At 57.1% G+C, this 26487-nt stretch carries 30 protein-coding genes, 4 tRNA genes and 1 pseudogene; 24 read left to right on the forward strand and 11 right to left on the reverse strand.

From position 1 onward, the window contains the following. Window positions 1-16 precede the first annotated feature (16 nt). The 5 genes from LOY70_RS10410 (at window position 17) to LOY70_RS10430 (ending at window position 2478) form a co-directional block, all read left to right on the forward strand. Entirely contained in the window at window positions 17-1228 is a 1212-nt protein-coding gene (locus LOY70_RS10410) for an O-succinylhomoserine sulfhydrylase (RefSeq protein ID WP_265036055.1), read from the forward strand. After that, a complete protein-coding gene (locus LOY70_RS10415; RefSeq protein ID WP_265036057.1) occupies window positions 1225-1998 on the forward strand; it encodes an SDR family oxidoreductase in 774 nt (257 codons plus the stop codon). The genes LOY70_RS10410 and LOY70_RS10415 overlap by 4 nt, the downstream gene beginning before the upstream one ends. Before the next feature lie 103 nt (window positions 1999-2101). Beyond that, window positions 2102-2177: transfer RNA gene (locus tag LOY70_RS10420), tRNA-Val, on the forward strand. A gap of 58 nt (window positions 2178-2235) precedes the next feature. Continuing rightward, window positions 2236-2312: transfer RNA gene (locus LOY70_RS10425), tRNA-Asp, on the forward strand. A gap of 89 nt (window positions 2313-2401) precedes the next feature. Beyond that, window positions 2402-2478 (forward strand) — tRNA-Asp (locus LOY70_RS10430). A 210-nt stretch (window positions 2479-2688) separates the two neighbouring features. Here LOY70_RS10430 and LOY70_RS10435 read toward each other — a convergent pair. Beyond that, on the reverse strand, window positions 2689-3972 hold the full coding sequence (locus LOY70_RS10435; protein WP_265036059.1) for an NAD(P)/FAD-dependent oxidoreductase: 1284 nt from the start codon (window positions 3970-3972) through the stop codon (window positions 2689-2691). A 184-nt stretch (window positions 3973-4156) separates the two neighbouring features. On the opposite strand from LOY70_RS10435, the gene LOY70_RS10440 reads away from it, so the two are divergent. The 5 genes from LOY70_RS10440 to LOY70_RS10460 all read left to right on the forward strand — a co-directional run bounded on the left by LOY70_RS10440 (window position 4157) and on the right by LOY70_RS10460 (window position 7698). Next, window positions 4157-4233 (forward strand) — tRNA-Val (locus tag LOY70_RS10440). Window positions 4234-5117: 884 nt separating this feature from the next. Continuing rightward, window positions 5118-5663, forward strand: coding sequence for a hypothetical protein (locus LOY70_RS10445; RefSeq protein WP_265036061.1), 546 nt, complete (start codon window positions 5118-5120; stop codon window positions 5661-5663). A 223-nt stretch (window positions 5664-5886) separates the two neighbouring features. Continuing rightward, the gene (locus tag LOY70_RS10450) at window positions 5887-6531 is read left to right on the forward strand and encodes a hypothetical protein (RefSeq protein ID WP_265036063.1); all 645 of its coding nucleotides are present in this window, start codon (window positions 5887-5889) and stop codon (window positions 6529-6531) included. Between the two features lie 28 nt (window positions 6532-6559). Then, window positions 6560-7087: a hypothetical protein gene (locus LOY70_RS10455; protein ID WP_265036065.1), complete on the forward strand. Its 528-nt coding sequence runs from the start codon at window positions 6560-6562 to the stop codon at window positions 7085-7087. 149 nt (window positions 7088-7236) lie between these two features. Next, window positions 7237-7698 (forward strand): hypothetical protein, encoded by a 462-nt coding sequence (locus LOY70_RS10460; RefSeq protein WP_265036067.1) that lies wholly within the window; start codon window positions 7237-7239, stop codon window positions 7696-7698. Window positions 7699-7753: 55 nt separating this feature from the next. On the opposite strand, the gene LOY70_RS10465 is transcribed toward LOY70_RS10460, so the two are convergent. Beyond that, on the reverse strand, window positions 7754-8284 hold the full coding sequence (locus LOY70_RS10465; protein WP_265036069.1) for a DUF2867 domain-containing protein: 531 nt from the start codon (window positions 8282-8284) through the stop codon (window positions 7754-7756). 29 nt (window positions 8285-8313) lie between these two features. Beyond that, window positions 8314-8936, reverse strand: a pseudogene (locus LOY70_RS10470) (DJ-1/PfpI family protein); the annotation flags it as partial. Window positions 8937-9060: 124 nt separating this feature from the next. Here LOY70_RS10470 and LOY70_RS10475 point away from each other — a divergent pair. The 3 genes from LOY70_RS10475 to LOY70_RS10485 all read left to right on the forward strand — a co-directional run bounded on the left by LOY70_RS10475 (window position 9061) and on the right by LOY70_RS10485 (window position 10223). Further along, a complete protein-coding gene (locus tag LOY70_RS10475) occupies window positions 9061-9615 on the forward strand; it encodes a TetR/AcrR family transcriptional regulator (protein ID WP_265036073.1) in 555 nt (184 codons plus the stop codon). A gap of 87 nt (window positions 9616-9702) precedes the next feature. After that, window positions 9703-9906, forward strand: a complete 204-nt coding sequence (locus LOY70_RS10480) for a hypothetical protein (RefSeq protein ID WP_025212839.1) — start codon at window positions 9703-9705, stop codon at window positions 9904-9906. 32 nt (window positions 9907-9938) lie between these two features. Then, the gene (locus LOY70_RS10485; RefSeq protein ID WP_265036076.1) at window positions 9939-10223 is read left to right on the forward strand and encodes a hypothetical protein; all 285 of its coding nucleotides are present in this window, start codon (window positions 9939-9941) and stop codon (window positions 10221-10223) included. Between the two features lie 52 nt (window positions 10224-10275). Here the strand turns inward: LOY70_RS10485 and LOY70_RS10490 are convergent, their stop codons facing one another. The 3 genes from LOY70_RS10490 to LOY70_RS10500 all read right to left on the reverse strand — a co-directional run bounded on the left by LOY70_RS10490 (window position 10276) and on the right by LOY70_RS10500 (window position 12632). After that, complete coding sequence (locus LOY70_RS10490; RefSeq protein ID WP_025212841.1) at window positions 10276-10584, reverse strand: addiction module antidote protein; 309 nt, start codon at window positions 10582-10584, stop codon at window positions 10276-10278. A 2-nt stretch (window positions 10585-10586) separates the two neighbouring features. Continuing rightward, window positions 10587-10880, reverse strand: a complete 294-nt coding sequence (locus tag LOY70_RS10495) for a type II toxin-antitoxin system RelE/ParE family toxin (protein ID WP_265036078.1) — start codon at window positions 10878-10880, stop codon at window positions 10587-10589. Window positions 10881-11747: 867 nt separating this feature from the next. Next, window positions 11748-12632, reverse strand: a complete 885-nt coding sequence (locus LOY70_RS10500) for a LysR substrate-binding domain-containing protein (protein ID WP_265036080.1) — start codon at window positions 12630-12632, stop codon at window positions 11748-11750. A 106-nt stretch (window positions 12633-12738) separates the two neighbouring features. Between LOY70_RS10500 and LOY70_RS10505 the strand changes: the two genes are divergently transcribed. After that, window positions 12739-13188, forward strand: coding sequence for a PACE efflux transporter (locus LOY70_RS10505; protein WP_265036082.1), 450 nt, complete (start codon window positions 12739-12741; stop codon window positions 13186-13188). A 92-nt stretch (window positions 13189-13280) separates the two neighbouring features. On the opposite strand, the gene LOY70_RS10510 is transcribed toward LOY70_RS10505, so the two are convergent. Continuing rightward, on the reverse strand, window positions 13281-13724 hold the full coding sequence (locus LOY70_RS10510; RefSeq protein ID WP_265036084.1) for a hypothetical protein: 444 nt from the start codon (window positions 13722-13724) through the stop codon (window positions 13281-13283). A 66-nt stretch (window positions 13725-13790) separates the two neighbouring features. Here LOY70_RS10510 and LOY70_RS10515 point away from each other — a divergent pair, with 66 nt between their 5' ends. Both LOY70_RS10515 and LOY70_RS10520 read left to right on the forward strand, forming a co-directional pair. Beyond that, a complete protein-coding gene (locus LOY70_RS10515; protein ID WP_265036085.1) occupies window positions 13791-14201 on the forward strand; it encodes a hypothetical protein in 411 nt (136 codons plus the stop codon). Window positions 14202-14347: 146 nt separating this feature from the next. Further along, on the forward strand, window positions 14348-14716 hold the full coding sequence (locus LOY70_RS10520; RefSeq protein WP_265036087.1) for a hypothetical protein: 369 nt from the start codon (window positions 14348-14350) through the stop codon (window positions 14714-14716). Window positions 14717-15615: 899 nt separating this feature from the next. On the opposite strand, the gene LOY70_RS10525 is transcribed toward LOY70_RS10520, so the two are convergent. Continuing rightward, complete coding sequence (locus LOY70_RS10525; RefSeq protein ID WP_265036089.1) at window positions 15616-16044, reverse strand: DUF2628 domain-containing protein; 429 nt, start codon at window positions 16042-16044, stop codon at window positions 15616-15618. A gap of 335 nt (window positions 16045-16379) precedes the next feature. On the opposite strand from LOY70_RS10525, the gene LOY70_RS10530 reads away from it, so the two are divergent. The 3 genes from LOY70_RS10530 (at window position 16380) to LOY70_RS10540 (ending at window position 17845) form a co-directional block, all read left to right on the forward strand. Continuing rightward, complete coding sequence (locus tag LOY70_RS10530; protein WP_265036091.1) at window positions 16380-16718, forward strand: hypothetical protein; 339 nt, start codon at window positions 16380-16382, stop codon at window positions 16716-16718. 111 nt (window positions 16719-16829) lie between these two features. Beyond that, window positions 16830-17540, forward strand: coding sequence for an AzlC family ABC transporter permease (locus LOY70_RS10535; RefSeq protein ID WP_265036092.1), 711 nt, complete (start codon window positions 16830-16832; stop codon window positions 17538-17540). Continuing rightward, window positions 17537-17845, forward strand: a complete 309-nt coding sequence (locus LOY70_RS10540) for an AzlD family protein (protein ID WP_265036094.1) — start codon at window positions 17537-17539, stop codon at window positions 17843-17845. The genes LOY70_RS10535 and LOY70_RS10540 overlap by 4 nt, the downstream gene beginning before the upstream one ends. A 62-nt stretch (window positions 17846-17907) precedes the next feature. On the opposite strand, the gene LOY70_RS10545 is transcribed toward LOY70_RS10540, so the two are convergent. After that, window positions 17908-18114 carry a hypothetical protein gene (locus tag LOY70_RS10545; RefSeq protein ID WP_265036096.1) on the reverse strand — a complete coding sequence of 69 codons (207 nt, stop codon included), beginning with the start codon at window positions 18112-18114 and terminating at the stop codon, window positions 17908-17910. A 289-nt stretch (window positions 18115-18403) separates the two neighbouring features. Beyond that, on the reverse strand, window positions 18404-19615 hold the full coding sequence (locus LOY70_RS10550; protein WP_265036098.1) for an MFS transporter: 1212 nt from the start codon (window positions 19613-19615) through the stop codon (window positions 18404-18406). 128 nt (window positions 19616-19743) lie between these two features. Here LOY70_RS10550 and LOY70_RS10555 point away from each other — a divergent pair, with 128 nt between their 5' ends. Then, complete coding sequence (locus LOY70_RS10555; protein WP_265036100.1) at window positions 19744-20262, forward strand: RcnB family protein; 519 nt, start codon at window positions 19744-19746, stop codon at window positions 20260-20262. A 98-nt stretch (window positions 20263-20360) separates the two neighbouring features. On the opposite strand, the gene LOY70_RS10560 is transcribed toward LOY70_RS10555, so the two are convergent. Next, a complete protein-coding gene (locus LOY70_RS10560; protein WP_265036102.1) occupies window positions 20361-22208 on the reverse strand; it encodes a sigma-54-dependent Fis family transcriptional regulator in 1848 nt (615 codons plus the stop codon). A 397-nt stretch (window positions 22209-22605) separates the two neighbouring features. Here LOY70_RS10560 and LOY70_RS10565 point away from each other — a divergent pair, with 397 nt between their 5' ends. From LOY70_RS10565 to LOY70_RS10580, 4 genes are read left to right on the forward strand one after another with little or no spacing between them, the layout of a single operon-like run. Continuing rightward, window positions 22606-23700 (forward strand): ABC transporter ATP-binding protein, encoded by a 1095-nt coding sequence (locus LOY70_RS10565; RefSeq protein ID WP_123341878.1) that lies wholly within the window; start codon window positions 22606-22608, stop codon window positions 23698-23700. Next, complete coding sequence (locus LOY70_RS10570) at window positions 23700-24809, forward strand: ABC transporter ATP-binding protein (protein WP_265036104.1); 1110 nt, start codon at window positions 23700-23702, stop codon at window positions 24807-24809. Before LOY70_RS10565 ends, LOY70_RS10570 begins: the two co-directional genes overlap by 1 nt. Beyond that, window positions 24806-25672 (forward strand): carbohydrate ABC transporter permease, encoded by an 867-nt coding sequence (locus LOY70_RS10575; RefSeq protein WP_025212859.1) that lies wholly within the window; start codon window positions 24806-24808, stop codon window positions 25670-25672. Before LOY70_RS10570 ends, LOY70_RS10575 begins: the two co-directional genes overlap by 4 nt. 10 nt (window positions 25673-25682) lie before the next feature. Continuing rightward, window positions 25683-26483 (forward strand): carbohydrate ABC transporter permease, encoded by an 801-nt coding sequence (locus tag LOY70_RS10580; protein WP_025212860.1) that lies wholly within the window; start codon window positions 25683-25685, stop codon window positions 26481-26483. Window positions 26484-26487 lie beyond the last annotated feature (4 nt).

Consider the following 26487-nt stretch of genomic DNA (forward strand, 5'->3'; position numbering starts at 1 on the left):
TTTCAGGAGTGACAGCATGAGTCAGGATTGGGATGCCGGTCGGCTGGACAGCGACCTTGAAGGCGTAGCGTTCGATACCCTGGCGGTTCGCGCCGGCCAGCACCGCACGCCGGAAGCCGAACATGGCGATCCGATGTTCTTCACCTCCAGCTACGTGTTCCGTACCGCTGCCGATGCGGCGGCGCGGTTTGCCGGCGAAGTGCCGGGCAACGTTTACTCGCGCTACACCAACCCGACCGTGCGGGCATTCGAAGAGCGCATCGCCGCCCTGGAAGGCGCCGAGCAAGCCGTGGCCACCGCCACCGGCATGGCCGCGATCATGGCCGTGGTGATGAGCCTGTGCAGCGCTGGTGACCACGTGCTGGTGTCGCGTAGCGTCTTCGGTTCGACCATCAGCCTGTTCGAAAAGTACTTCAAGCGCTTTGGCGTGGAGGTTGATTACGTACCCCTGGCGGACTTGTCCGCTTGGGATGCCGCGATCAAGGCCAACACCAAGTTGCTGTTCGTCGAGTCGCCTTCCAACCCTTTGGCCGAGCTGGTGGACATCGCGGCGCTGGCGGAAATCGCCCACGCCAAAGGCTCGATGCTGGTGGTCGATAACTGCTTCTGCACTCCGGCGCTGCAACAACCGCTGAAAATGGGCGCGGACGTGGTGGTGCATTCGGCGACCAAGTTCATCGACGGCCAGGGGCGTTGCATGGGCGGCGTGGTGGCCGGTCGTGGCGAGCAGATGAAAGAAGTCGTGGGCTTCCTGCGTACCGCCGGGCCGACCCTCAGCCCGTTCAACGCCTGGATCTTCCTCAAGGGCCTGGAAACCCTGGGCCTGCGCATGAAAGCCCACTGTGCCAACGCCCAAGCCCTGGCCGAGTGGCTGGAGCAGCAGGACGGCGTCGAGAAAGTGCATTACGCCGGACTCAAGAGCCATCCGCAACATGATCTGGCCACGCGTCAGCAGCGCGGTTTTGGTGCCGTGGTGAGTTTCGAGGTCAGAGGGGGCAAGGAGGGCGCCTGGCGCTTTATCGACGCTACCCGGCTGATCTCCATCACCGCCAACCTGGGTGACAGCAAGACCACCATCACTCACCCAAGCACCACCTCCCACGGCCGTCTGTCGCCCCAGGAGCGTGAAGCGGCGGGAATTCGTGACAGCCTGATCCGTGTCGCGGTCGGCCTGGAAGACGTGGCCGATTTGCAAGCCGACCTGGCTCGCGGGTTGGCGGCCTTGTGATTGAGCTGGCAACGCCTCCAAGTGGCACTCATGGCCGGGTTGCCCTGGTTACGGGCGCCGCGCGGGGCATCGGCCTGGGCATTGCCGCCTGGCTGATCTGTGAAGGTTGGCAGGTCGTACTGACTGACCTGGACCGCGAACGCGGTTCCAAGGTCGCGAAGACGTTGGGCGATAACGCCTGGTTCATCGCCATGGACGTATCGGACGAGTCGCAAGTCGCCACCTGCGTCGCCGAAGTGCTTGGGCAGTTCGGGCGGCTCGACGCGTTGGTGTGCAATGCGGCCATCGCCGACCCGCACAACATCACCCTGGAAAGCCTGGACCTGGCTTATTGGAATCGTGTCCTGGCCGTGAATCTTGGCGGGCCGATGTTGCTAGCCAAGCATTGCGCGCCGTATCTGCGCGCCCACAACGGCGCCATCGTCAACCTGGCCTCGACCCGTGCCGCGCAATCGGAGCCCGACTCCGAAGCCTATGCGGCGAGCAAGGGTGGCTTGCTGGCCCTGACCCATGCCCTGGCGATCAGCCTGGGGCCGGAGATCCGGGTCAATGCCGTCAGCCCCGGTTGGATCGATGCCCGCGACCCATCCCAACGTCGTGCGCAGCCACTGACCGACGCCGATCACGCCCAGCATCCGACGGGCAGGGTTGGTACGGTGGAGGACGTGGCGGCGATGGTGGCCTGGCTGTTGTCGCGCAATGCCGGATTCGTCACGGGCCAGGAGTTCGTGGTGGACGGCGGCATGACCAAGAAAATGATTTATGAGTGAGCACGGTTGCCCGTGCCGTTTGAAACTGTTTTGAAAAAACTTCAACCCTGCTATTGACTTAGCTTCGGTACCTGCGTAAATTTCGCGGCCTCAACGAAGCAAAGGGTGATTAGCTCAGCTGGGAGAGCGTCTGCCTTACAAGCAGAATGTCGGCGGTTCGATCCCGTCATCACCCACCATGTTTTACGAGAGTTTTGCGAAAGCAAAACGGAAGCTGTCAAAAGCCTCCACCGACGCGCAGCGGTAGTTCAGTCGGTTAGAATACCGGCCTGTCACGCCGGGGGTCGCGGGTTCGAGTCCCGTCCGCTGCGCCATATTTTCCGAAGCAGGTTCGCCTGATTCGAGATTGAAGCCCAAGGGTTTTGATCAGACGAGTTAACTGGACGCAAGTCCATAGCGATACGCAGCGGTAGTTCAGTCGGTTAGAATACCGGCCTGTCACGCCGGGGGTCGCGGGTTCGAGTCCCGTCCGCTGCGCCATATCTGCTTCGAGGCCCACTGAACGCCTTGAAGCTAAGAAGAAAGCTGCAGAGCTATCTTCTGGTCGATAGCAAAAACCCTGGTCGAAAGACCGGGGTTTTTTGTTTTTGGCGAAATGAGACTGGAACAAACCTGTGACGAGGGAGCTTGCTGTGGCGAGGGGATTTATCCCCGCAGGGCTGCGTGAAGCAGCCCTTGTTGTTGGCAGCTTCAGAACCCCAATTTATCCCGCAACCCGTAATACCAGGCACCCATCGCCGCGAACGGCGTGCGCAACAGTTGCCCGCCAGGGAAAGGGTAGTGGGGCAGGTCCGCAAACGCATCAAAACGCTCAGCCTGACCACGTAGCGCCTCGGCCAGGACCTTGCCCGCCAGGTGCGTATACGTCACGCCATGGCCGCTGCAGCCCTGGGAATAGTAGATGTTATCCCCCAGGCGCCCGACCTGCGGAAGACGCGACAACGTCAGTAGGAAATTTCCGGTCCAGGCGTAATCGATCTTCACATCCTTGAGCTGCGGGAATGCCTTGAGCATCTTCGGACGAATGATCGCCTCGATATTCGCTGGATCCCTCGCGCCATACACCACGCCGCCACCGAAGATCAGACGCTTGTCCCCCGTCAGCCGGTAGTAATCGAGCAGGTAGTTGCAGTCTTCAACGCAATAATCCTGCGGCAGCAGGCGGCGAGCCAGCTCATCACCCAACGGCTCAGTGGCGATCACCTGAGTACCGCACGGCATGGACTTGGCCGCCAGCTCCGGCACCAGGTTGCCCAGGTAGGCATTGCCCGCCACGATAATGAACTTGGCCCTGACCTTACCCTGCGGCGTGTGCACGACCGGGCTGGCGCCACGCTCGATACGCACCGCCGGCGACTGCTCGTAAATCACTCCGCCAAGGGACTCCACAGCCGTCGCTTCGCCCAATGCCAGGTTGAGCGGATGAATATGCCCGCCGCTCATGTCCAACATGCCGCCCACATACTCCTCGCAAGCCACCACCTCGCGAATACGCCGCTGATCCAGCAGCTCCAGCTGGGTGTGGCCGAAACGCTCCCATAAACGCTTCTGCGACTCCAGATGGCCCATCTGTTTAGCGGTGAGCGCAGCGAATACACCGCCGTCCTTCAAATCGCACTGAATCTGATACTTCGCCACCCGCTCACGAATGATCCGCCCGCCCTCAAACGCCATATTGCCCAGCAACTGCGCCTGCTGCGGACCGACACTGCGCTCGATCACATCGATGTCGCGGCTATAACTGTTAACGATCTGCCCGCCATTGCGACCCGAAGCCCCAAAGCCCACCTTCGCCGCCTCAAGCACCGTGACCTTGAAACCGTTCTCCAGCAAAAACAGCGCAGAGGACAGGCCGGTGTAGCCAGCGCCGATCACGCAAACATCCGTCTCGACGTCATCCTGTAGAGCTGGGCGCGGAGGAACCGGGTTGGCCGACGCGGCGTAATAAGACTCTGGATACGGTGTGTTCGCCATTCTGGAACCTCTGTTTTATATTTTTTACGAATGCGCCGATCCTACCCGAGATAAAAATTGGCCGCCAGCCACCCCCTGAATCTTCGTCGTATTGGTGAAATTAAATATTTTGCATATTCATAGGGTTAGGTAAAAAAAAGGTATTGACACCCCTTTGGAATTCCGTAGAATGCCGCCTCACAGCAGGCACGTAGCTCAGTTGGTTAGAGCACCACCTTGACATGGTGGGGGTCGTTGGTTCGAGTCCAATCGCGCCTACCAAACAAAATCCGCTCTGCTGGGCGGTCTAGAAGGGCTCACCGAAAGGTGGGCCCTTTTTTTTGTCAAAACTTTTGCAAAACCTCCACTTACAACGCCAGTTCGGCGCCCACCTCAACGTATTCCTGGTCTGTCCCCTGTTTCCTCCAACGAATTGTCGCCATCACTGATTCCGGCGACAGGGGCTGATCGGTATGCCAGGCGTATGCGCGTGAGTTGGATAAATTCGCCACGCCACGATTTTCATCTCCCTGGCTTGCTCGAAACTCATGGCGTAGGGGCGGTCGCGGCAAAGAAGCCCACGAGCTGTAGTGCGGCCGATGAGGGTATGACAGAACGATGGGGTGGCACAGAAGCTGTACATAAATTATATTTTTGTACAGGTTTTTAAGCGGAATGTGAAAAGTGACGCCCCTCGAAAAGCTGATCTCCTGGCACGAAAGCTGGATTCTTCGTAATCAGACCGTGAAATGCAGACGCTGCGGTGTAGAGCAGCCTGAGCAAGACAGGCAGCTCCAGTTTGTCCACGAACCGGACTGCCAAAACGCGAGGTTCGGTACACAACCGTGGCAGGCTTTGGATGAAGTGAGAGATGCCTATTGGATCCCCCCGAAAGCTTCGTCAGTCGATCATGACGTCAGTCCCGATCCATCAGAGCAGCCAATGCCACCTTGATCATTGCTGTTCTGAATCGAGCCTTCTCGAGGTGCTCCAGACCTTTATATGGTTTCAGATTCTGGCGACCCGGTCGGGTGACTCCATAAGCGCAGCTTCCTGGGCGTGCCTGTTTTTTTTCATGCTAGATTCTGCGCGTTCAACCTGTGCGATCATCTGGTCCGGCTGGAACGCCTCATCTCTTTAAACCCATTTATGGATATGGAAATTCAATGAATACATCCAAGCTTTCGACTGCACTGTCCTGCGCCGTTGCCATTTTCATGTTGGGCGGCTGCGCTGCCTCTGTGAAGAGCGGCGGCACTCAAGCGCTGGTCATTCGGGAGTCAGCCAAGCAGAACCTAGTGGTCAACTTCCAGGGAAACAGCAAGGTTGAACAAAACGAGGACTGGCCTCGTTTGAAGCAGGAATGGAATGAAGCGCTGCAAGCGGAAGCAACCCGTGCCGGTTACAACCTTGTGGAAACCAAGGCGCCGAGCCTTCAGGGTAAAGACGGTGTCGGTATCAAGATCAACGTGACCAATTTCCGTTACCTGACCCCTGGCGCGCGCTACGGAGCTGGGGTCATGGTGGGAAATGCGTGGGTCAATTCCAGTGTCGATTACTCGGACTTGAGATCAGGCCGCCTGATTGGGACTCGGACGTACGACACGTCGTCGTCTGCCTGGGAAGGCGTCATGTCGGCTATGACTCAGGAGCAGGTTCAGGCTATTTCGCAGAAAATCATAAGTGACATTAAGAGCGCAAAAGCCAAGTAATGCGATCCTACCTGACCAGCGTCGGTTGATCGGGGCGGGCATCTGATGCTCTTGTGTCCGCCAAGGCGATGTTGGACGTGAGACAAAAGCTGTTTGACGCCCGGCGAGCCAACAAGCCATCATCTATTCATCCTGTCATTCTTGCGTACGTAGGAGTGCACAAAAAGCCCGGCCATAGTGTCGGGTTTTTTTTTGGAGTTATCGAGTACACAAGGACATGGTCATGCGGGTTGTCGCTTTCGTAACTTTTTTTGCTGTAGCACTTACTGGTTGCTCTGGAATACCTTCAGTTCCATACGAAGAGCCTGCTCAATCAGAAGGATTGGCGCGTGTTCGCGTTATCACGAACTCCAGTGTGTACGGAGATAGCATCACAGGCAGTTGTGCGCCTGCTACCCGTCATAAGATGGCTGAAGCCGGACGTTTCGGGGGAGACGGGACGGCGAACATCAACTATCCCCAGCACCCCCTGAAGCCGGCGAGCGTTGGTATGCCGAAAAGAGTTTCGCCCACTCTGACTCAGTACATCCCTGCCATTCGGATGGGCGAAGGGGTGTATAAAGAGGTCGTAACCGAGTATCGCGTCAGGGCTGATTTACCCTTCCAAATTGCGACCCTGGGCGCGACCATTGGTAGCTATGGCAGCACTTACTCGTCCTGCGGTGCCCAGGCGCTCGTTTACACGCTGGAACCAGGAAAAGACTACGAAGCTTTGGCAGGAGTGGGTAGCATGCCAAACAATGAAGGTGGGCAAGCGCTTCTTTGCATATTGGGGGTTTTCGAACTCGCCACTTTACCTGGCACTCCAATTGTCATTCCCAAAAAGCTGACGCCTGCTGCGCCTCCGCAGGTGGTCTGCAAGAACTAACAAGCCAGGCTGCGATAGAAGATTACGGATGACATCACTTGGCTCCAACGAGGTTTTCATCATCCGACCGAAGATCGGCATCGGTCGTTTGCTCTTCGTCCCACTGCTTCGCCAGGCACCCTGGGGCATCACGGCAGTTTTTTGTATCAGCTTATCGACCGGGTTGTCGTTACCTGGGAGGGAATGGCCGGGCATTGTCCTCGCAAGCCTTGTTGTGATGGGGTGGGTATATCAACTGGGCAGAGATATCAGCGAGCGTGCTTCACTGGCTGTGCAGTCGTCTGGCGTGGCTTTCCTCGGGCGGTATCGGCTAACGAAACGCACACCGCTGCGAGTAGTGCTCAAACCCGACGGCCATCCGGCAGTTTTTCACACGTCCTACAGTCATTATGTCGAGTATGAAAACGGGCGCTTGTTAATCGCTCGCCGTATCCTCGGGAAAAAAGTCAACCAACAGAAACAGCTCGCCCGTGAGCTAGCTGCATTTCTGGGCATATTTGCATACGTCGATGATGGCTCTGGAGGACTGAAGAAATTAGCCGGCCAACAGTTATGAAAAGTTGTTTGGGGACGCTCGGAGCTGGCCTCGCTAACCGTATAGTGATCCCCGCCGCCTGGGTATCGGGGCTTGCGACGATAGGACTCTTGTGGGGCGTGATACGGTTTTCGCCCGACAAACTTACAGTCGAAGGACGTCAGCTCTTCGTGGCTTCTTTTTCTATTTTTTGCCTCACCATCTGGTACTTGATATGGCGCAAGAGACGAGCAAAAGCACTTGTAGCATCCATCAACCTGAAAGAGGGCTTGAGCCTTGACGATACTCAGCTGCTCGGCTATCCAAACCCCTTGTTTTTTGTCTTTGACCTCTCCAACAAGAAACTCGCTCAATGCCAAAGCGCCACCGGCGACTATCAAATTCAAGACCTCACTTGGGTAACAGGCTGGCAGTATGAGTGGCAACAGGTTGACAGCAGGGTGTCGGGCGGCGTTCTTCGAGTAGTCGATGGGGCAGGCATGAGCGTTCCAGCCGACGAGATCCGACGTAGATTCATAAACTTCTCACTGATTTTGACCGTTGCCGATACAAGTCATCCTCCCTTCCGTTTCCCAATGAACCGGAGCGCAGCTGAAGAGTGGTGTACCCGGTGCAATGTACTTTTCAAGTGATAAACAAGATTCCTAAACGGTAACTGTGGCTGATTGTCGAGAGATAGACACAACCTTAGGGACAGGTAGCCAGAGGCCAACCGACGCGCGCTGCGCGGAGAAGGCTGGCCTTGACGACCAAGCGGTGAAATGGGGCAATCATGAAGATGTAGACCCGGCCTAGACGGTTGTGGCACTGGACCACGGTTGAAAAAACGAGTTGGCGACTGCCTTCTGGCTCTGCCTCTCCAGAACATAGGATCGATATCCGGAAGTCGAGGTGCTTGTCGTCCTCTCCCAACACGATTTCAGCCTGGTTCGTGCTGTAGACCTTGAAGGGTCCAATCCGATTAGCAAGTGATGCCAGATGCTTGGCTGTCTTGAGCCCAAAACAGGCAACGACAGCGTCACGGACGTTCGTGAGCCATCCGATCCAGGATGGCTGGTGGGAAAGGATGAATCGAGCTAGCAAATCCGGATTGCCAGATGTGCCCGCAGGGAGCCGAATCGCAAAAGCGTCCGCCAGGTTCATCGACTGGTAAAGGTGGATGATGCCGGATCTCGAGGGGACTGGCACGGGCATAATGAGCTCAAATTCTCGGCGCATCGGGGATCTCTCCTGAGTTCTAACGATTGATTGGACGACATGCCATGCCGCGTTCCTTGTCACCCTGTCGGATACTGCGCCCGATCAAGGCATCATAGAGCGCTTGCTGCCCAGCAGGTAGAACAGGGAGCAACGTCGCGCGGCGCTTGTCGGCATCGAACCAGGATTCCACCAACCACCCCACCAGATAGAGCGCCGAAAGGCATCCGCCAGCGGTTGCAACGTTCCCCTGGCAGACAAGAGGCTGGTCTACGGGCTCAAGTCCCAGCGCTTGCAAGCTCGATCGTGCATCCGGGTGTGTAGTCGCTTGACCGCTGAGCAGCCCAAGCCGTTCCAGAATGAAAGCGCCGGCGCATATGGAGCCGATTCGCTGGCGCCCAGCGTCAAGTTCAAACGACGGCAGGAAATCCGGGGCGGCAAGGGCAGCGGGTACTCCCTCCTTGCCGCTGACGAACAATACCGCGTCGGCACTGTTGGCCTCGGAAAGCGGACCGTGTACCGAAACAGGCAAGCCGTGCGCCGATCGCACGATAGGACTAGAACCCAATATTCGGACGTGCCAGTCCTCAGTGTTGCGGCCTAAGATGTCCCACATCAGGAAGAGGTCGATATCGGTGAATTGGTCGAAAGCAACCAGAACGATTTTCTTCAAGGCGAACTCCATGACATGTGCTGGCGTGCAAAACGCGACGGCCATCTGCGGGTGTTCGCAGCGTATCAATCGGTTGCGCACCATACACAGTCTGTATGGCGCTAAATATGGAGCGAAATAACGGGTGAGCACACTAACGCGTTACCACTGGATCGCGGCGGGTTTTGAGGCCCTCGACCAAACAGGACACATTGGCGTTTCGGCCGAGAGTCTATCGCGCCGGTTGAATGTGACCCGCGGATCGTTCTATCACCATTTCCGCAATCGCGAAGACTTCGTCCGCACCTTGCTGGCTGCTTGGGAAGAAGACTACACGGAGCGCATGCTCGCTTATGCGGCGCAGGGTCGTAGCGCGGGCGAAATCTTGAAACGCTACTTGAGTATTGCCGCTGAGAAACAACCTGGGCGGGAAGTGTCCATCCGAGCCTGGTCGTTGCACGATCCGTTGGTAGGCGAGTTTCAGCAGCGTGTTGACACAAGACGACTGGACTTCGCAGTACGCACGTGCCGCCGCTTGGTCCATATGCCAGGCCAAGCAGAAGTGATGGGGCAGGTGGCCCATCTGTGCCTGATTGGTGGTCAACAGGCAGGGCTGCGGCGTGATGCCGCTCGCTTCAATAGTTTCCTGCATCGAGCCTTTTCACTTTTCGAAGGGACTCTTCCACTGTGGCGGGCCTAAGTCCTGAGCTAAATTAATGAAAAGGAGGCACCCACTAGCCGGTCCCTTTTCCATTCGTTCGCAACCCAATCCATGCGGAGGAACCGGATGACGACGAAACAGTCGGCAGATTCCAAGCCAGCAACTGCGGCTGATATCGAGAGATCGATCCTGGCCCTCAATAAAATGGCTGAGCGTCTTTGGGGGGATGGTCGTGAAGCTGAAGCAAAAGCGCTTCTAGACGCCTTGGATGCACTAAACCGTGCGCTCGATCGCATCAGGATTGGGGAGAGCCGCAGGGTTCTTCATTGAAACGAGTTTGCTACCTGAGATAAAGATGTCTCATGTACAAAATAGCAGTGACGTTTTTAGCGGCCGCCGCACTGGCTGGCTGCGCCTATCAGAAATCTCAATATGTTCTCGACGTCGAAAATGCACCCATTCCAACCGAACCGGCAGCAATGGCCACTGAGTGCGCGCGCATTTACAGTGAAATCGACCGAAACAACCAAGCCATGGCTCGCAGCTACCAAGACGGCAGCTTCACCATGAAAGCTCAGCACGAAAAAGACGCGCGTAACGAGGCGCTCTCTCTCAGGCGATTCAAGATTGGTTGCCCTCAACGATGATTCCCGGATGGGGCCTGCTGTCCCCGGTTTCCCACGCTGTCTGATTCACCCTTCAGGCAGGTGAATGATTAGTCGCATGCCCAGGCTGCGCATGAAGATCAATGCCTAGCGCATGAATGACCTTGAGTACGGTATCGAATCTCGGTTTTGATCCGGGGGCGAACGCCTTGTACAAGCTTTCTCGTCCCATGCCAGAGTCTTTAGCGATCTGCGCCATGCCTCGGGCCTTGGCTACATAGCCGATCGCTCGGAGAAACTCCTCGCTATCACCATCAGCCAACACCTGAGAAAGGTATTCACTGATCGCTTCATCGCTATCGAGTAGTGCCGCCATGTCAAATGTCGTCAGGTGTTGGCTCATGCTCAAATCTCCTTTGCCAATTTCTTCGCTCGCCGGATATCAGCACTCTGTGAAGACTTGTCACCACCAGCCAATAGCACGATGACCACTCCACCGCGCATGGTGAAATAGACCCGGTAGCCAGCGCCTACATCCACACGCAATTCTGAAATACCATCACCGACAGGTTTCACATCGCCCAGGTTACCTGCTGCTGCGCGGTCAATGCGGCGGGCGATAGCGATTTTTGCTCGCAGATCACGAACCGATGAATGCCAGGCAATGAACGTCTGCGTTTGCTGGATGAGATAATTCATGAATCGACCGTATCCAGTTGGATACTGGAAGTCAAGATGCTGATGCTGGTCATCCCTCAGTATTCTCCATCCGGGGTGGGGGGAAGAAAATGGGAACAGATCACGATCTGATGATGAGTGAACTCAAAACCGTGGTCTGTCCCCAGTCTTTTCCATAGCGGCCAGGAGTTGGCGCCAGATCGATTAGGACTTATATGAAAAAAGTAGTTTTGGCACTCTCGCTGGTCACATTGGCAGCCTGCATGCCTTATCAATCAGTGACCTCGACAGATCCAAACTGGATGCGTCTTGGTGGATATGAGCCTGAAGGCTATCCAAGGACGTTTGTTGAGAACCTGAGCGGCAATTGCTCTCAGGTTACCGAGTCATGGTCTGAGGGGAGAATCAATGGTCGTATCCTATGGACCAAGCACCAGTCTCGAACGCCTGTTGCCTGTCCATAGGCGCCTGTCCACTGGGCTTTTGTCCATGCTGGATGGGTGGCCTGCCTGGTGAAAGCGGAACCGATCTATGATGACTTTTCGCTTTCTCAAAACAGAAGCCTCGTCTTCATTCAACCCAGAACGGCTAAGGGGTCCGAAACTGGTGCAGCGCCACCATCATCACAATCACCGCAGCAGCAATCCCTAATCCCATCGTCCAGTTCGACTCGGGCGTATCCTTGAACCACATACCTTTACTCGGGTAGCGCCCCAAGCTGATGAGCTTGACTATCGGCCAACCGATTGGAAAAAAATCGCCCGCGCCACATATTCGAAAATGAACTCCAATAATGTGTCCAGCATCGTAGCTCCACCTTGCGTATGCGATCTTCGGTAACTGTACTGCAAGCACGCTCCTGGAGGAGAACTCCACGGTCTTTCCCATTCAGCCGTTACTCTGTCCCAGCACCCACTCACTAAACGCCCGAATCGCCGCTTGCCGCTCCCGCCCCGGCACGCACACCAGCGTATATCTCGCCCCCGCCAGGCGAACCTCAGGGCGATAGTCCACCAGTTCCCCACGCGCAACCGTCTCAGCAACCAATACATTGCTGGCAAGCACCAACCCATGCCCGGCAATCGCCGCCTGCAATGCATGCTGTTCCTGGTCATAACGCCTGAAGCGCGCATTATCCAGCCAGCTCAAGGTGCCGGCCTGGGCGCACCAGGCAGGCCAGTCAACCGCAACATTCGCGCTACTCAGCCACGGCACATCGATCAGTTCCACGGGCAAACCCGGTGCGGGCGGTTGCCAGTCGGGGCGGCAATAGACGCCAAAGTACTCGTCCAGCAACGGCTGCTCGAACAGCAGTGGATCGGGTGTGAAGAGGGCGCGGATCGCCAGGTCGATGCTTGCATCACGCCTCAGGTCCACCACGTCGTTGCTGCTGTGCAGGTTGATGTCTATCGCCGGGTGCAACCGATGAAAGTCCCCGAGCCGGGGTATCAGCCACAGGCTGGCGAACGCCGGTGTGGTGCTCACGACCAAGGACTGCGCAGTGCACGGCGGCGACAGCGTCTGCAAGCCGTGCTGGATATCCAGCAGGGCGCGGTGCAGTTGTGGCTGAAGGCGCTCACCGTCGGCGCTCAGGCGCACGTTTTGGCTGGAGCGTTCGAACAGTCGCAGGCCAAGGAAGGCTTCAAGGCTCCTGACCTGGTGGGAGATCGCCGCCGGGCTGACGTTCAGTTCCAGGGCCGCTGCCTTGAAGCTGCCTAGCCGAGCGGCAGACTCGAAGCCACGCAAGGCGGTGAGGGGCAGTTTGGCGAACATGGGCGGGTAGGTTACTCAGGTTGAGCGTGGCTCAATTTAGCTCAATTGTGCGCAGGCGCTCAACTTGCCAGGCTGTGGTCTCCCAAGCCAACCCAGGAGTTCATCGATGCAAGGCACGCCGCGAAAAATCCTCCAGGCCGTACTCTACGAAGCCGGCGGCGTGCTGTTTGTGGCGCCGGCGCTGGCGCTGACCTACGACCAGGGCATGGGCTATTCAACCCTGTTGTCGCTGGTGATTTCTGCTGTCGCGCTGGCCTGGAACATGCTTTTCAATGGTCTGTTCGAATGGTGGGAGCGCCGCCAGCGTAGCCATCATCGCAACTGGCAGCGACGGCTGCTCCATTCCTTGGGATTTGAAGGCGGTTTGACGTTGATTCTGACCCCCGTGATTGGGGCGTGGCTAGGCATCAGCCTGTGGCTGGCACTGATGACGAACCTGGGACTGTTCGTGTTTTTCTTTTTTTACTCGCTGGTCTTTCAATGGGTGTTTGATCGTGTGTTCGATGTTCCGCTTTCAGCGCAGTCAGGTCAGGGGCGTGTATCCAACGCTCCCTGAATCAGTTGGACGCAGAAGTGCTCGGTCGCTTTGTTCAGTGTCTGGAAAAGCACATGCCCAAGAGTCGATATTTGCCGGGGCGTTATCGGGAGTTACCGGGCGTTCAGGCAATCGACTGCTTGGCTGTCCCTCATGGTCTTTCGAGCCGCTAAGAACAGCAGCCATAAAAAAGAGGACAGCCATACATAGAATCCGTAGCTGTAGCCCGTGACGGTCAGACGTCCGTCTCCATCATTCCACATGCTCGTGTAGAGGTACGACGATAGACCGAGCAGCGTGGCGCATAAGGAACTGATCAGTCGCCGTTTCGCACTTTTTTGCGAAAAATATGCCACGATGAAAAAGGGATTGGCCAACCAGGCAGCACTGTCACCCAATAACGCTAGAAACCCGATGCAGAGAGCTTCGTAGCCGTAGGTGACACTCTCAAATTCCCATACTTCATTGCGCGTATTAATGGCTGGTAGCATGAGGCTGAAGGCAAAAAGAGCCAGGCTTAAGTCTCGAGCTTCTAATCGTAGTGGATGGAATTTCATCAGCTCTCCTTGCTGCAAAAAAATAGTCGTCCGGCAAAGGCATTCATTTGAATAAGGAAACACCGCGTGAAACGGAATCTCTCCCTGATCCTTGTCATCCTGGCTGCAACGCTCGGTGGTTGCGCCGCCAACAAGCCGGCCAATGATCCATCCTTGATTGGTTCATGGAAAGGCCTGCGAGCAGAAAACGGCAAATGCCAGTTCCTATCCTGGAACAACAACCTCAAGCCCGACGGTCGCTTCACCATCACTTTTTTCCGGGATGCCCAGCAGACCCAGCCGATTCAAACCGAACATGGCACCTGGTCTGCTGGCAGTGGCAAGAACGAAATGAGAACCGACGGCGTGCGTTTGCCTGATGTCTACACCTACGAGTTGATTGATGCCGACACCGTGCACTATGTCAACGTGGCGTCAGACCCTTCCGGCGATTGCCAGGAAGATTATGACTTCACTGAGCGCCGCATTCGTGGTTAAGCCCATTTGATGGAGATTGCCTTATCGACGGCGTTTTTTGCGCAAGAGACATTCACTCGTTGGCCTGAGCCTGTTTGATCTTGCGTGAATAAATGATGCTGGTAGGGTGGCGCCTCGTTCAAATCAGCATTCTAGAGGGATCTCTTATGCGCTCATTTTTCGCCAAGACTTTTGGCGGCCTTACTACCAGCTACTACATCCGCCAGTTTCTTTTTGGGCTGCTGTTCACTGTGATGATTATCTCCCTGGCGGCCAACGGCCCTGGAGGAATCGGGGCGAAGCCTGGGCTGATTGTGTTGGCGATCATCAACACATTGCTTTATCCGTACTCTCGATTCGTCTACGAAAGCGTTGTCGGCTACATCATGGGCAACAATGTTTTTTTCGTGAATGCACTGTTGATGCTGATAGTGAAGATTTTCACCATGGCCATGTGCTGGTCATTCGCGATTTTGGTGGCGCCGGTGGGACTGGCGTACCTATTCTGGCGCAACAGCCGTTCGGCCGTTGAATAGGTCAATCGCCCAGTTTCCATAAGGGCCCGACACCTTTCGCGTATCAGCAAGGGTGTCGCGGCCCGTAACGGCGCTATCGTCTGATCACTTGTGCGTCGAGCGACGTCAACGACCGGCTTGATCTGGCGGCAACGGTCCCTTCGATTTCTGTACTAACATCAATTTCTCACCACATGGAGGAGTTGAGAATGTCTGATTGGATAGTTTCTTGTCATGCTGAGAAGAACGGAACGCATTTTAAATCAACTGCTACCGTAATCATCCATGGTTTCACGTTCGACACTTTGTACGATAGCTTAGGCGCTAGTCTATTTAGCGAAATCCGAGCCGCGGCACATAGGTGTAAATCCCCGTTTGGGGACTCCGCGCCTATGGATATTATTTGCGCGAGGAAAGGTGTTCCGATAGAAGGAATTTTATACAGTCCAGGCGCCGATATTCCTGATTACAATTTTTGGGAGCTGGATGAAAAATGGACGCAGATGGATATGAACGGATTGTATGGGTATCCCTCTATGAATAGGTATCTGATTTCTCAGAATCAAAATAATCCGAGCACGTTGAGTGACTTTTTTCAGCGCATAGTGAAGCCAAAGCCTGACGAGAACGTTTACTTTTACTGGCTCGCCTGTAAAGCATAGCGCGAGTCAAAGCACTGCCTGGACTCAGCTACCTTGCGAAGCTGCTGATTGAGCTAGGCGAGGAGGGCGTCGCTTATGTTCGAAACCATGCGGTAAGGAAGACAATTTCCATGATCGCTACCATGACCATCAGCCCTACGAATCCCATTGAGAACACGCGCTTGCGACGAGGCCGATTGTTCTGATTTCACGACTCAGCAACCCAAAGCCCGCACACTCATGACGAGGTGCGGGCTTTTGATGACTCCATGCCTGCAATCAGAAACGCATGCCTTGGAACGGATTCCAGCTTTGTTCACCTTTCACTTCTTTGAGGTAGTACGAGTAGTTGGCCATAAGCGCATAGGTCATGGAGAACGCCACGCTCAGGCCTGTGCTCAACGGCCTTGGAAAGTCCATGCCCACGATCGCGAAAATCACACTCAGCACGATATTGATCGCCAGCATGATGCCGATCAGGGCGAGGTTTTTCTTCCACAGACCCAGGACGAACAAATAAATAGGGCCGAAGAAAAACGCAATCACGTTGGCGTTAATGAGCAGTTTTTTCTTGAAACCAGGCAGCGCCTTGAGCGCCGGCTTGAATCGTGGGTCGCTTGGCGCACCGTAAGTGTCGAAGAAGTTAAAGCGTTCTTGCCACTTGGCGCTGTATTTGCCGTTGGTTTGGGTTTGTTCAGTGGTGCTCATTTTTAAGGCTCCTGGTGTTCCATGAGGTGATTTTTTCTTCCGAGATGTCCTGCGCTTCGGTTTTTCCTATCTTGGCGCGCGGATTCTATTGGTTTCTCGATCGGTTGAACCCAATAAATTGTCCGAGGCGTTTGGTCTGCCCGCTTTATAAGCGTTTGTGCGAAGAAATACCGTACTGGCTGCTTGAATGACCCTCTGATCTGTGACGCGCATCACTGTATGAAGGATCTGGAACCTGCGTCCAAAATGGGGGTGTTGAGTGTGTGAATCGGGATAAGAGTTGATACTCCCGGCAGCGCTAAATAGACTACGGGCTTCAATCAAGGAGTTGTCAAATGTCTTTAGTAAGGATCGCTAGCCTGTCCCTCTTGCTGAGCGCTTCCGGATTGACCGGTAGCGTACTTGCCAATCAGGCCGTTGAGACCCATCAACTTGCCGTAACGCTCGTGGCGATGGAGCATCTGTGCAATAACGCAAACCCAGGATTAAAGGGGTCTGTCGAAAATGCCATGGCCAGCGATCCCAAGGTGGATGAGTCGACCAAGGCTGAAGTCCGAAAAATAAGTTCAGATCCCGCCTACAAAGGCGAAGTCGAATTCATGATGCAGTCCCTCAAGCGTTCAGGCATGGCGGCGATGGCACAGGATCTCTGTAAAAGCTACGCGGCGCAGTAGTTCGGCTGCCTGATCGTTCATGGCTAAAAGTCCTGCCGAAAGTGTCGAGCCCCCCATGTCAGGCCGCATACTGCCTTTTTTTCACAGCGGCCACTCAGAAGAGGCGATGTTTTGTCGAACGTTGAAGCGCATCTGCACGACCTAACGCGGCACCATATTTATGACGGTTTCAGACAGTTAATTCCGATCTCTCTTTTCGTCATCGTGTTCGGCGTCGCCTTCGGCTTGGCTGCTGCACAAACTGGCTTGAGTGATACCTCCGCCGTGCTCATGAGTACGCTGGTTTTTGCCGGCGCTTCTCAATTTGCCGCGCTGGATCTGTGGGGACAGCAAGTCCCCATTGTTCCGCTGATGATCACGGTCTTCGCCATCAACGCCCGACACCTGTTGATGGGCGCAACGCTTTACCCGTGGCTGCGGGAGTTATCCGTTGCCAAACGCTACGGAGTGATGCTGGTGGTCTCCGATGCTAACTGGGCGATGGCGATGCAGGCGTTCAATCAAGGCAAGCCGGGGCTCGGGATTTTGTTCGGGGGCGGCCTTGCACTCTGGATCACCTGGATCCTGGGCAGTTGGCTGGGTCTTCATTTTGGCAGCGCCATTGAGAACCCGGTCAGTTTCGGGCTCGACATGGTGATGGGATGTTTCTTGCTGGCGATGGTCGTTGGCGGGAAGAAAAACCCACGCATGTTCATTATCTGGACGGTGGCTGCCTGCTCCTCGCTGTTGGCTTACTGGTACTTGCCGGCCAACAGTCATGTGGTGGTCGGCGCTTTGGCGGGGGGCATTCTGGGCGCGTGCTGGATGGAGAAAAAACAATGAACATCGAAACGGCGGGTTATGGCTCGTTGATCGTCATATTGATCATGGCCGCAGTGACATTGGCGACTCGGTGGGGCGGTGTTTTCGTGATGTCGTTCGTGCCGATCAACTATCGGGTGCAGCAATTCATCACTGCCATGTCCGGCTCGGTGTTAGTGGCCGTTCTGGCACCGCTGGCGGTGAAGGGTGATAGCGGCGCGCGGATGGCTCTGCTGGCCACGGCAATCGTCATGTTGATAGTGAAAAAGCCCTTGCCTGCGATTGCGGCCGGCATACTTGCAGCCGCCTTAACCCGGCAACTGTGAAACGCAGATGATCTCGAGTCGCCCGCTCATCCGCGGGCGATGAGTTCCAATCAATGCCCAGGTCAATAATTCAGTGCAGTGGCCTCCCCGAATGAGTGCTCCTGTACACCCGCCAGAAAGTGCAGCGGCATCTCCTGTTTCGCTTCGATGGGCGAAATGTCAAAGCTTCCCACTACCTGACCCTGAAGCGCACTCAGCCGTATCGACTCTTCTTCCTTTGCCTTTGCCATTCTCGCGTGGTTCGCTGCGATTTCGTTGAGAGTTGACACGGTACATCTCCGTTTGCTGACCAAGCATTGATTAATTTGCCGCCGCGTCAGAATTACGTCGCTCTTGGCTGCTAAGACAGGCCAGTGCAAACCCTAAGCCAGACATGACCGCCCATTGAGCCCAACATTTAACAGGCGACGAATGGCGGGTCTACTGTCCATAACTGCCCAGGCAAACGCTCAGCAACGCGGCAACACGACAACCTTGCCTCAACAATAAGTCACTGATAATACAAACCAACGCATCCGAATCCGCTGTTTTTGTCGGGGACTTCGACGCGGGCGCTCATCAGTCGGCATCTGCGCCATAGACCTCTGGCACGGGTGTCGTGTTTCTATAGGCCACCATCACTCTGGCGCCGATCAGGCCCGTGGCGAGCGCGAGCAGCAGGATCACCTGCTGTGTTCCAACAGGCGCCGCCAGCACCGCGACCAGCAGGCCCGCGAGCGGTTGCGAGAGGTTATTGAGCAGCGTAATGACGCCGACGGTCTTGCCGAAATCCTTAGGTGGAATGACTTGCTGGCGGAGGGTGCGGAAGTAGACGTTGAACATCTTGTCGAACCCGACGATGAGCAGAAAACCGACGACATAGCCACCAGTGTTCGGGCTGAACGCAGTGATGAAGGCGCCGACGGTAATCAGCGTGTAGGACACGCCTCCCAGGATTTTCAAGGGCAGGCTCACCCGCGCCAGGAAGAACAGGATGATGATGGTGGTGAGCGCCCCGGCTGCCTGCAGCCCGGCGTAATAGTCCTTACCGGCGCTGTATTGGCCAATCACCATGGCGGCCGAGGTGGCGAGGGTAACGCCGATAATCAAGTTGACGCCCACCGCCAGGCCGATGATTTTTTTCAACTCTGTAAGGCGCAGGATATGGCCGAAGGCAATGCGCAGCGGGTTCAGCCAGACATCGTGATGTTGCTCGAAGGTTTCCAGCGTGACCGAGCTGGTGCGTTGCCAATATCTCATGGCCAGGTCCGCCAGCAGGAACAGCCCCGCAGTCGCCAGCACGACCCAGTGCCACGCCCACACCTCGAGCATCAGCGCTGCGATCAGCGGGCCGAGCACCAACCCGGTCTGGTCGGCAATTTGCGAGTAGGACAGGGTCTTGGTGTAGGTGTAGTGCTTGAAGATGTAGGGCATCACCACTTCGCGAGCCATGATGCCTTGGGTGGTGAGTACACCGCACAGGGCCGAGACGATGACGATCCAATAGAGACCGCCAAAGACTCCGTAGAGCATGACCGCCACGCCACAGGCCACGGCGCGATAGACCTGGCTGATGTGCAGGAGACGAATGGGCGCAAACTTGTCGCACAACGCTCCGCAGATCGGGAACGATAGATACCGTGGCAAGGATTCGACAAAGAAGGCCAGGCCCGCCCAGGACACGCTGTTGGTGCTCTGGAAAACAATCAGCGGGACGATGAACAGCAAAATCTGGTCGGCCAGCCGGGAGAGGAACATTGAGGTGAAAAAAGCCAGGTAATCCTTGCGCATGAAACTCCATGATTGCGGTGTTCAGGTGTTATCGGGTGCAGGCAAGCGACGCCAGCGTGATATGGAACTAATATCACCGTCAGTCTCTATATCTTTACAGGGGACGTCCCTTTTTTGAGAGAACTGCCATGTTCAAATCTCGCTCGTTGATTGCTGCAGTTACCTGTTTCGCCCTGGCGGCGGGCCCTGGCATTGTTGTCGCGGACCCGGGCAACGGCAAGGGCAATGCTCAATTCGATCAAGGTCCGGGTCAGGGAGGAGGAAAAGGCGGGCAGGGCAACAAGGGCGGTGGTCAAGGCAATCCCGGCAATAAGGGTAATCAAGGCGGCAAGGGCAACCCTTCCGGTGGCGGCGGTGGCGGCGATTGGCATAACGGCCCCAGCATCGATCGTGGCGGTATTCTCGGTCTGCTTGGCGGCCATCGTGATTATTGGAGCCCTGGTCCGGCATTGCCACCGGGTATCCAGAAGAACCTCGCCCGGGGCAAGCCGCTGCCACCAGGCATTGCCAAAAAGTTGGACGGTCGCCTGCTGGGGCAGTTGCCGCACTATGATGGCTATGAATGGCGCCAGGCTGGCACCGATTTGATCCTGGTGGCGATCGCCAGTGGCATCATCTATGAAGTGCTCAACGGTGCGTTTGATTAACCCTGTGTGCTAACGAAATGGCGGCCTCTTCGGAGTAACGCCAGTCAATTAAGCGAAACGCCTGTGGGAGCGAGCAAGCTCGCTCCCACAGTTTCATATCAGTTTTCCAGTTGCCGCAGGCGTTTGTACAAGGTATTGCGGCTGACCCCCAGCCGTCGCGCCAGGTGCGATATGTTGCCGCCCACCGCCTGCAATTGGCGGTTCAGATCCTCGATATCGTTCAGGTCCACCGTCAGCGGCTCGGGTGTCTCCACCGGTTCCATTTCCAGGTCGACAAAGAAATCATCGGGCAGGTGCTCCGCGCGGATCGGCTGTTCCTCGGCCATCGCCAGGGCCACTTGCAGCACGCTGCTGACCTGCCGCAGGTTGCCCGGCCACGGATGGCGCTCGAACAGGTCCAGCACCTCACGGCTCAGGCCGGCCCACTGGGTCGGTTCGCGATGGTGTTCCCAGAGGCGTTTGAACAGGGCCTGCTTGTCGCTGCGTTCGCGCAGCGGTGGCAGTTCCAGGGTCAGGCCGCCGATGCGGTAGTACAGGTCTTCGCGAAACCGCCCCAGTTGCACCTGTTCGCGCAGCGAGCGGTTAGTGGCGGAAATGATGCGGATGTCCACCGGGAACAGCTCGGCGCTGCCCACCGGTTGCACGCAACGCTCCTGCAAGACCCGCAGCAGCCGGGCCTGGGTCGGCAGGGGCATGTCGCCGATCTCATCGAGGAACAGCGTGCCGCGGTCGGCCTTGCGGATCAGGCCGATGCTGCCCTTCTGATTGGCGCCGGTGAAGGCGCCTTTTTCGTAACCGAACAACTCCGACTCCACCAGCTCGGCGGGGATCGCCGCGCAGTTGACCGCAATGAACGGCTGCTTGCAGCGGGAACTGGCCTGGTGCAGGGCTTTGACGAACACTTCCTTGCCGACACCGGTCTCGCCGTGGATCAGCAGCGGAATGTCCTTTTCCAGCAAACGCTCGGCCTGGCGCACGGCTTTTTCCACCCGGCTGTCACCGAAGTGCAGGGTGTTGAGACTGATGGTGGAGGCGTTGCCGGGCACCGGCGACGGCGCGGGCTCGGTGAAGACGCGAGCCTTGATCGACACTTGGTTCGGACGCCGGAGCAAGCACTGGAAACGGTTGCTGCCGGACGCTTGCAGGGCGAACGGCAGGCCGTCGGGTTGGTTCAGCAATTCCAGCAGCGAAACCTTGAACAGGCTTTCGATGCTAACCCGCGACAGGCTCAGCCCCAGCAGGTTGTCGGCCCGGCGATTGGCGGACAGTACCTGGCCGCTCTCATCGAAGATCAGCAGCCCGGCCCATTGGCTGTCGAGGTTGTTCAACCCGGTGTTGAAGGTCAGCTGGAAGTGTTCACCGCGAAACAGGTTGAGGATCAGCCGGTTCTCCACGGTCTGGCTCATCATCTTGACCATGCCCAGGGTGTGGGAGGGCGGCAGGTAGCTGTCGCTGGAAACATCCAGCACCGCGATGACCTTGCGCTCGGCGTCGAAGATCGGCGCGGCGGAGCCGGTCATGAAGCGGTTGGCCTTGAGAAAATGCTCATCGTGTTCGATGTGCACCGCTTGTTCACAGGCCAGTGCGGTGCCGATGGCGTTGGTGCCGCTGCAGCGCTCCATCCAGCTCGCCCCGGCGCTGAAGCCATGGGCCAGTTTCGGCTCGATGAAGCGCTGGGTGCCCCAGGAGGTCAGCACCTGTCCCTGGTTGTCGGCCAGCATGATCAAGCAATTGGAATTGCTCAGGATGTTCTCGTAATACGGCAGGACTTCCTGGTGCGTGGTCTGCACCAGCGAATGCTGGCTCTCCAACAGCTGGGCGATGCCTTCGGCGGGCAGTTGATCGAAGGCGGGCACGCTCTGATGGCTCAGGCCAAAGGCGCGGCAACGGGACCAGGAAGCCTGGATGATAGCGTCGTGGGACAAGGCGGGGGCAGGTGCGGCCATGGGGCACTCTCGCAGGAGCTGTTTTTATTGTTGTGGGCAGTCTCGCACAGACTCCTTGTGCTGGGGCAGATCCAGGCACTACTTAATATGCACAGACCCTGTGGGAGCGAGCTTGCTCGCGATAGCGGTGGATCAGTCACATTGATTCAGCTGACCCACCGCTATCGCGAGCAAGCTCGCTCCTACGGGTCCTATTCAGTGTTGTTCAAAATTGTTCATTGTCAACCCGATAATTGTTCAGTTGTTCAGCTCTCGTTGTTCACTTGTGTTCATCAACGAATGTATTTTTCTGAAGGAACTGACGAAAACTTAATAGGATCAATGGCTTGTAATTTCTGGCACGGCTTTCGCTTTTAGGTTCGGGTCGCTTGACTCCAAATAATAAAAAGGCCGAGCCATGTCATTACAGCTTGAGCACATCTGTCGCACCGTCGAAGGCCAGACCTGGATCGACGATGCCAATCTGATTTTCGAACCCGGATCCTTCAACGTTCTGCTGGGCCGCACGCTGTCCGGCAAGACCAGCCTCATGCGGCTGATGGCCGGACTGGACAAGCCCGACAGCGGTCGCATCCTGATGAACGGCGTCGACGTCACCAAGCGCCCGGTGCGCCTGCGCAACGTGTCGATGGTCTATCAGCAGTTCATCAACTACCCGACCATGACCGTTTTCGAAAACATCGCCTCGCCATTACGCCAGGCCGGTGTGTCCGACGAGGTGATCCAGAGCAAGGTGCTGGAAACCGCCAGGATGTTGCGGATCGAGAAATTCCTGCAGCGCCATCCGCTGGAGTTGTCCGGCGGCCAGCAGCAGCGCACGGCCATGGCCCGGGCACTGGTCAAGGACGCTGAACTGATTCTGTTCGACGAGCCGCTGGTGAACCTGGACTACAAGCTGCGTGAGGAACTTCGCCAGGAAATGCGCGAACTGTTCCAGGCCCGCCACACCATCGCCGTCTACGCCACCACCGAGCCCAACGAAGCGTTGGCCTTGGGTGGCACGACCACGATTCTGCACGAGGGTCGGATCATCCAGAGCGGCAAGTCGTCTTCGGTGTATCACCAGCCGCAGACGGTGCTGGCCGCCGAGCTGTTCTCCGAGCCGCCCATCAACCTCATGCCAGGACGCATCGCTGGCAATGAGGTGAGCTTCGCCAATTTCGTGCACTTCCCGTTGAACGTCGACCTGCGTCCGGTGGGCGAGGGTGAGTTCCGCTTCGGCGTGCGCCCCAGCCATATCTCCCTGGTGCCGAGCAACGACGACGACCTCGAACTGGCGGTGACCGTCGAGGTGGCCGAGATCAGCGGTTCGGAGACGTTCCTGCACGTGCGCAACGAGCACTTCCTGTTGGTGCTGCACTTGCCCGGGGTGCACGAATACGACGTGGACGCGCCGATCCGAATCTACATCCCGACCCACAAACTGTTTGTCTTCGATGCCCAGGGCAAGTTGGTCCAAGCCCCCGGCCAGCGTATTGCGAGGGTTGCCTGATGGCTGAAATTCGTTTGCAGAACCTCGCCCACAGCTACACCAGCACCCCGGCGGGCCCAGAAGACTACGCGATCCGTGAGATGAACCACATCTGGGAGCAGGGCGGCGCCTACGCGTTGCTCGGGCCTTCGGGCTGCGGCAAATCCACCTTGCTCAACATCATTTCCGGGCTGCTCAGCCCCTCCGAAGGGCAGGTGATGTTCGACAGCAAAGTCGTCAACGACCTGACCCCGGAGCGGCGCAACATTGCCCAGGTGTTCCAGTTCCCGGTGGTGTACGACACCATGACGGTGTTCGACAACCTGGCGTTCCCTCTGCGCAACCAGGGCATGGCCGAGGCCAGGATTCACACCAAGGTCCAGGAAATCGCCGAGGTCCTGGACCTGCAGAGCCTGCTGGACAAAAAGGCCCGCAACCTCACCGCCGATGAAAAACAGAAAGTCTCCATGGGCCGTGGCCTGGTGCGCGACGACGTGTCGGCGATCCTGTTCGACGAACCGCTGACGGTGATCGACCCACACCTGAAGTGGAAGCTGCGGCGCAAGCTCAAGCAGATCCACGAGCAGTTCAACATCACCATGGTCTACGTCACCCACGACCAGTTGGAGGCGTCCACCTTCGCCGACAAAATCGCGGTGATGTATGGCGGCCAGATCGTGCAGTTCGGCACCCCTCGGGACTTGTTCGAGCGCCCGAGCCATACCTTTGTCGGTTATTTCATCGGCAGCCCGGGCATGAACCTGATCGAGGTCACGGCGCAACCCGGTGGCGTCGGCTTCGGCTCGACTCATTTGCCCCTGTCCTCGACCTTGCAACAGCGCATCGCCGAGGCTGAGGGCAAAAACCTGAAGGTCGGTATTCGCCCCGAATTCGTGCATGTCTGGGACGGGCCTTACGACGACGCGATGCGGGCCGACGTCGTCCACGTCGAAGACCTGGGCACCTACAAGATCCTGACCCTCAACCTCGACGGCGCGCCGCTGAAGGTGCGCCTGGCCGAAGACAAACCGGTGCCGGAAGGCACTGCGTACATCAGTTTTCCGGCCCAATGGCTGATGGTTTATGCCGATGAATACTTGCTGGAGCCGTTGAGCGAGGTACAGCCATGAATAAGGTGCAGAACAACAAGGCCTGGTGGCTGGTGTTGCCGGTGTTCCTGCTGGTGGCCTTCAGCGCCGTGATCCCGATGATGACCGTGGTCAACTATTCGGTGCAGGACATCTTCGACCAGTCCAGCCGCTACTTCGTCGGCGCCGACTGGTACAAACAGGTGCTGCTCGATCCACGCTTGCACGATTCACTGTTGCGCCAGTTCATCTACTCGGCGTGCGTGCTGCTGATCGAGATCCCCCTGGGCATCGCCATCGCCCTGACCATGCCGACCAAGGGCAAGTGGTCGTCCCTGGTGTTGATCATCCTGGCGATTCCGTTGCTGATTCCATGGAACGTGGTGGGCACCATCTGGCAGATCTTCGGCCGCGCCGACATTGGCTTGCTCGGCTCGACCCTCAACAGCCTGGGCATCAACTACAACTATGCGGCCAACACCATGGACGCCTGGGTCACCGTGCTGGTGATGGACGTCTGGCACTGGACTTCGTTGGTGGCGCTGCTGTGCTACTCCGGGCTGCGGGCGATTCCGGATGTGTATTACCAGGCCGCGCGGATCGACCGGGCCTCCAGCTGGGCCGTGTTCCGGCACATCCAGTTGCCGAAGATGAAGAGCGTGCTGCTGATCGCCGTGATGCTGCGCTTCATGGACAGTTTCATGATCTACACCGAGCCCTTCGTGCTCACCGGCGGCGGCCCGGGGAACGCCACGACGTTCCTGAGCCAGACCCTGACGCAGATGGCCATCGGTCAATTCGACCTGGGCCCGGCGGCGGCGTTTTCCCTGGTGTACTTCCTGATCATTCTGTTGGTGTCGTGGCTGTTCTACACGGCCATGACTCACTCCGACGCCAACCGTTGAGGGCCGCACGATGAGCAAGAAAAAGCTGATTCCGCTGCTGATCTACATCCTGTTCCTGCTGGTGCCCATCTACTGGCTGCTGAACATGTCGTTCAAGAGCAACACCGAGATCCTCGGTAGCCTGACCCTGTGGCCCCAGGATTTCACTTTCCATAACTACAAGGTGATCTTCACCGACCCGAGCTGGTACACCGGCTACCTGAACTCGCTGTACTACGTGAGCCTGAACACGGTGATTTCCCTGAGCGTGGCGCTGCCGGCGGCCTATGCGTTTTCCCGCTATCGGTTCCTGGGGGACAAGCACCTGTTCTTCTGGTTGCTCACTAACCGCATGGCACCCCCGGCGGTGTTCCTGTTGCCGTTCTTCCAGCTGTATTCGTCCATCGGGCTGTTTGACACCCATATTGCCGTGGCCTTGGCCCATTGCCTGTTCAACGTGCCACTGGCGGTGTGGATCCTCGAAGGCTTCATGTCCGGGGTGCCGAAAGAAATTGACGAGACTGCCTACATTGACGGCTACAGTTTCCCCAAGTTCTTCGCGAAGATCTTCATTCCGTTGATCGGTTCCGGCATCGGTGTCACGGCGTTCTTCTGCTTCATGTTTTCCTGGGTCGAACTGCTGCTGGCACGCACGCTGACTTCGGTGAATGCCAAGCCGATCGCGGCGGTCATGACCCGCACCGTGTCGGCATCCGGTATCGATTGGGGCGTGCTGGCGGCGGCGGGGGTGTTGACCATCCTGCCGGGCATGCTGGTGATCTGGTTCGTTCGCAACCACGTGGCCAAGGGCTTTGCCCTGGGCCGGGTCTGAGGAG

It is taken from the genome of Pseudomonas sp. B21-054 (assembly GCF_026016345.1).
Taxonomy (GTDB): domain Bacteria; phylum Pseudomonadota; class Gammaproteobacteria; order Pseudomonadales; family Pseudomonadaceae; genus Aquipseudomonas.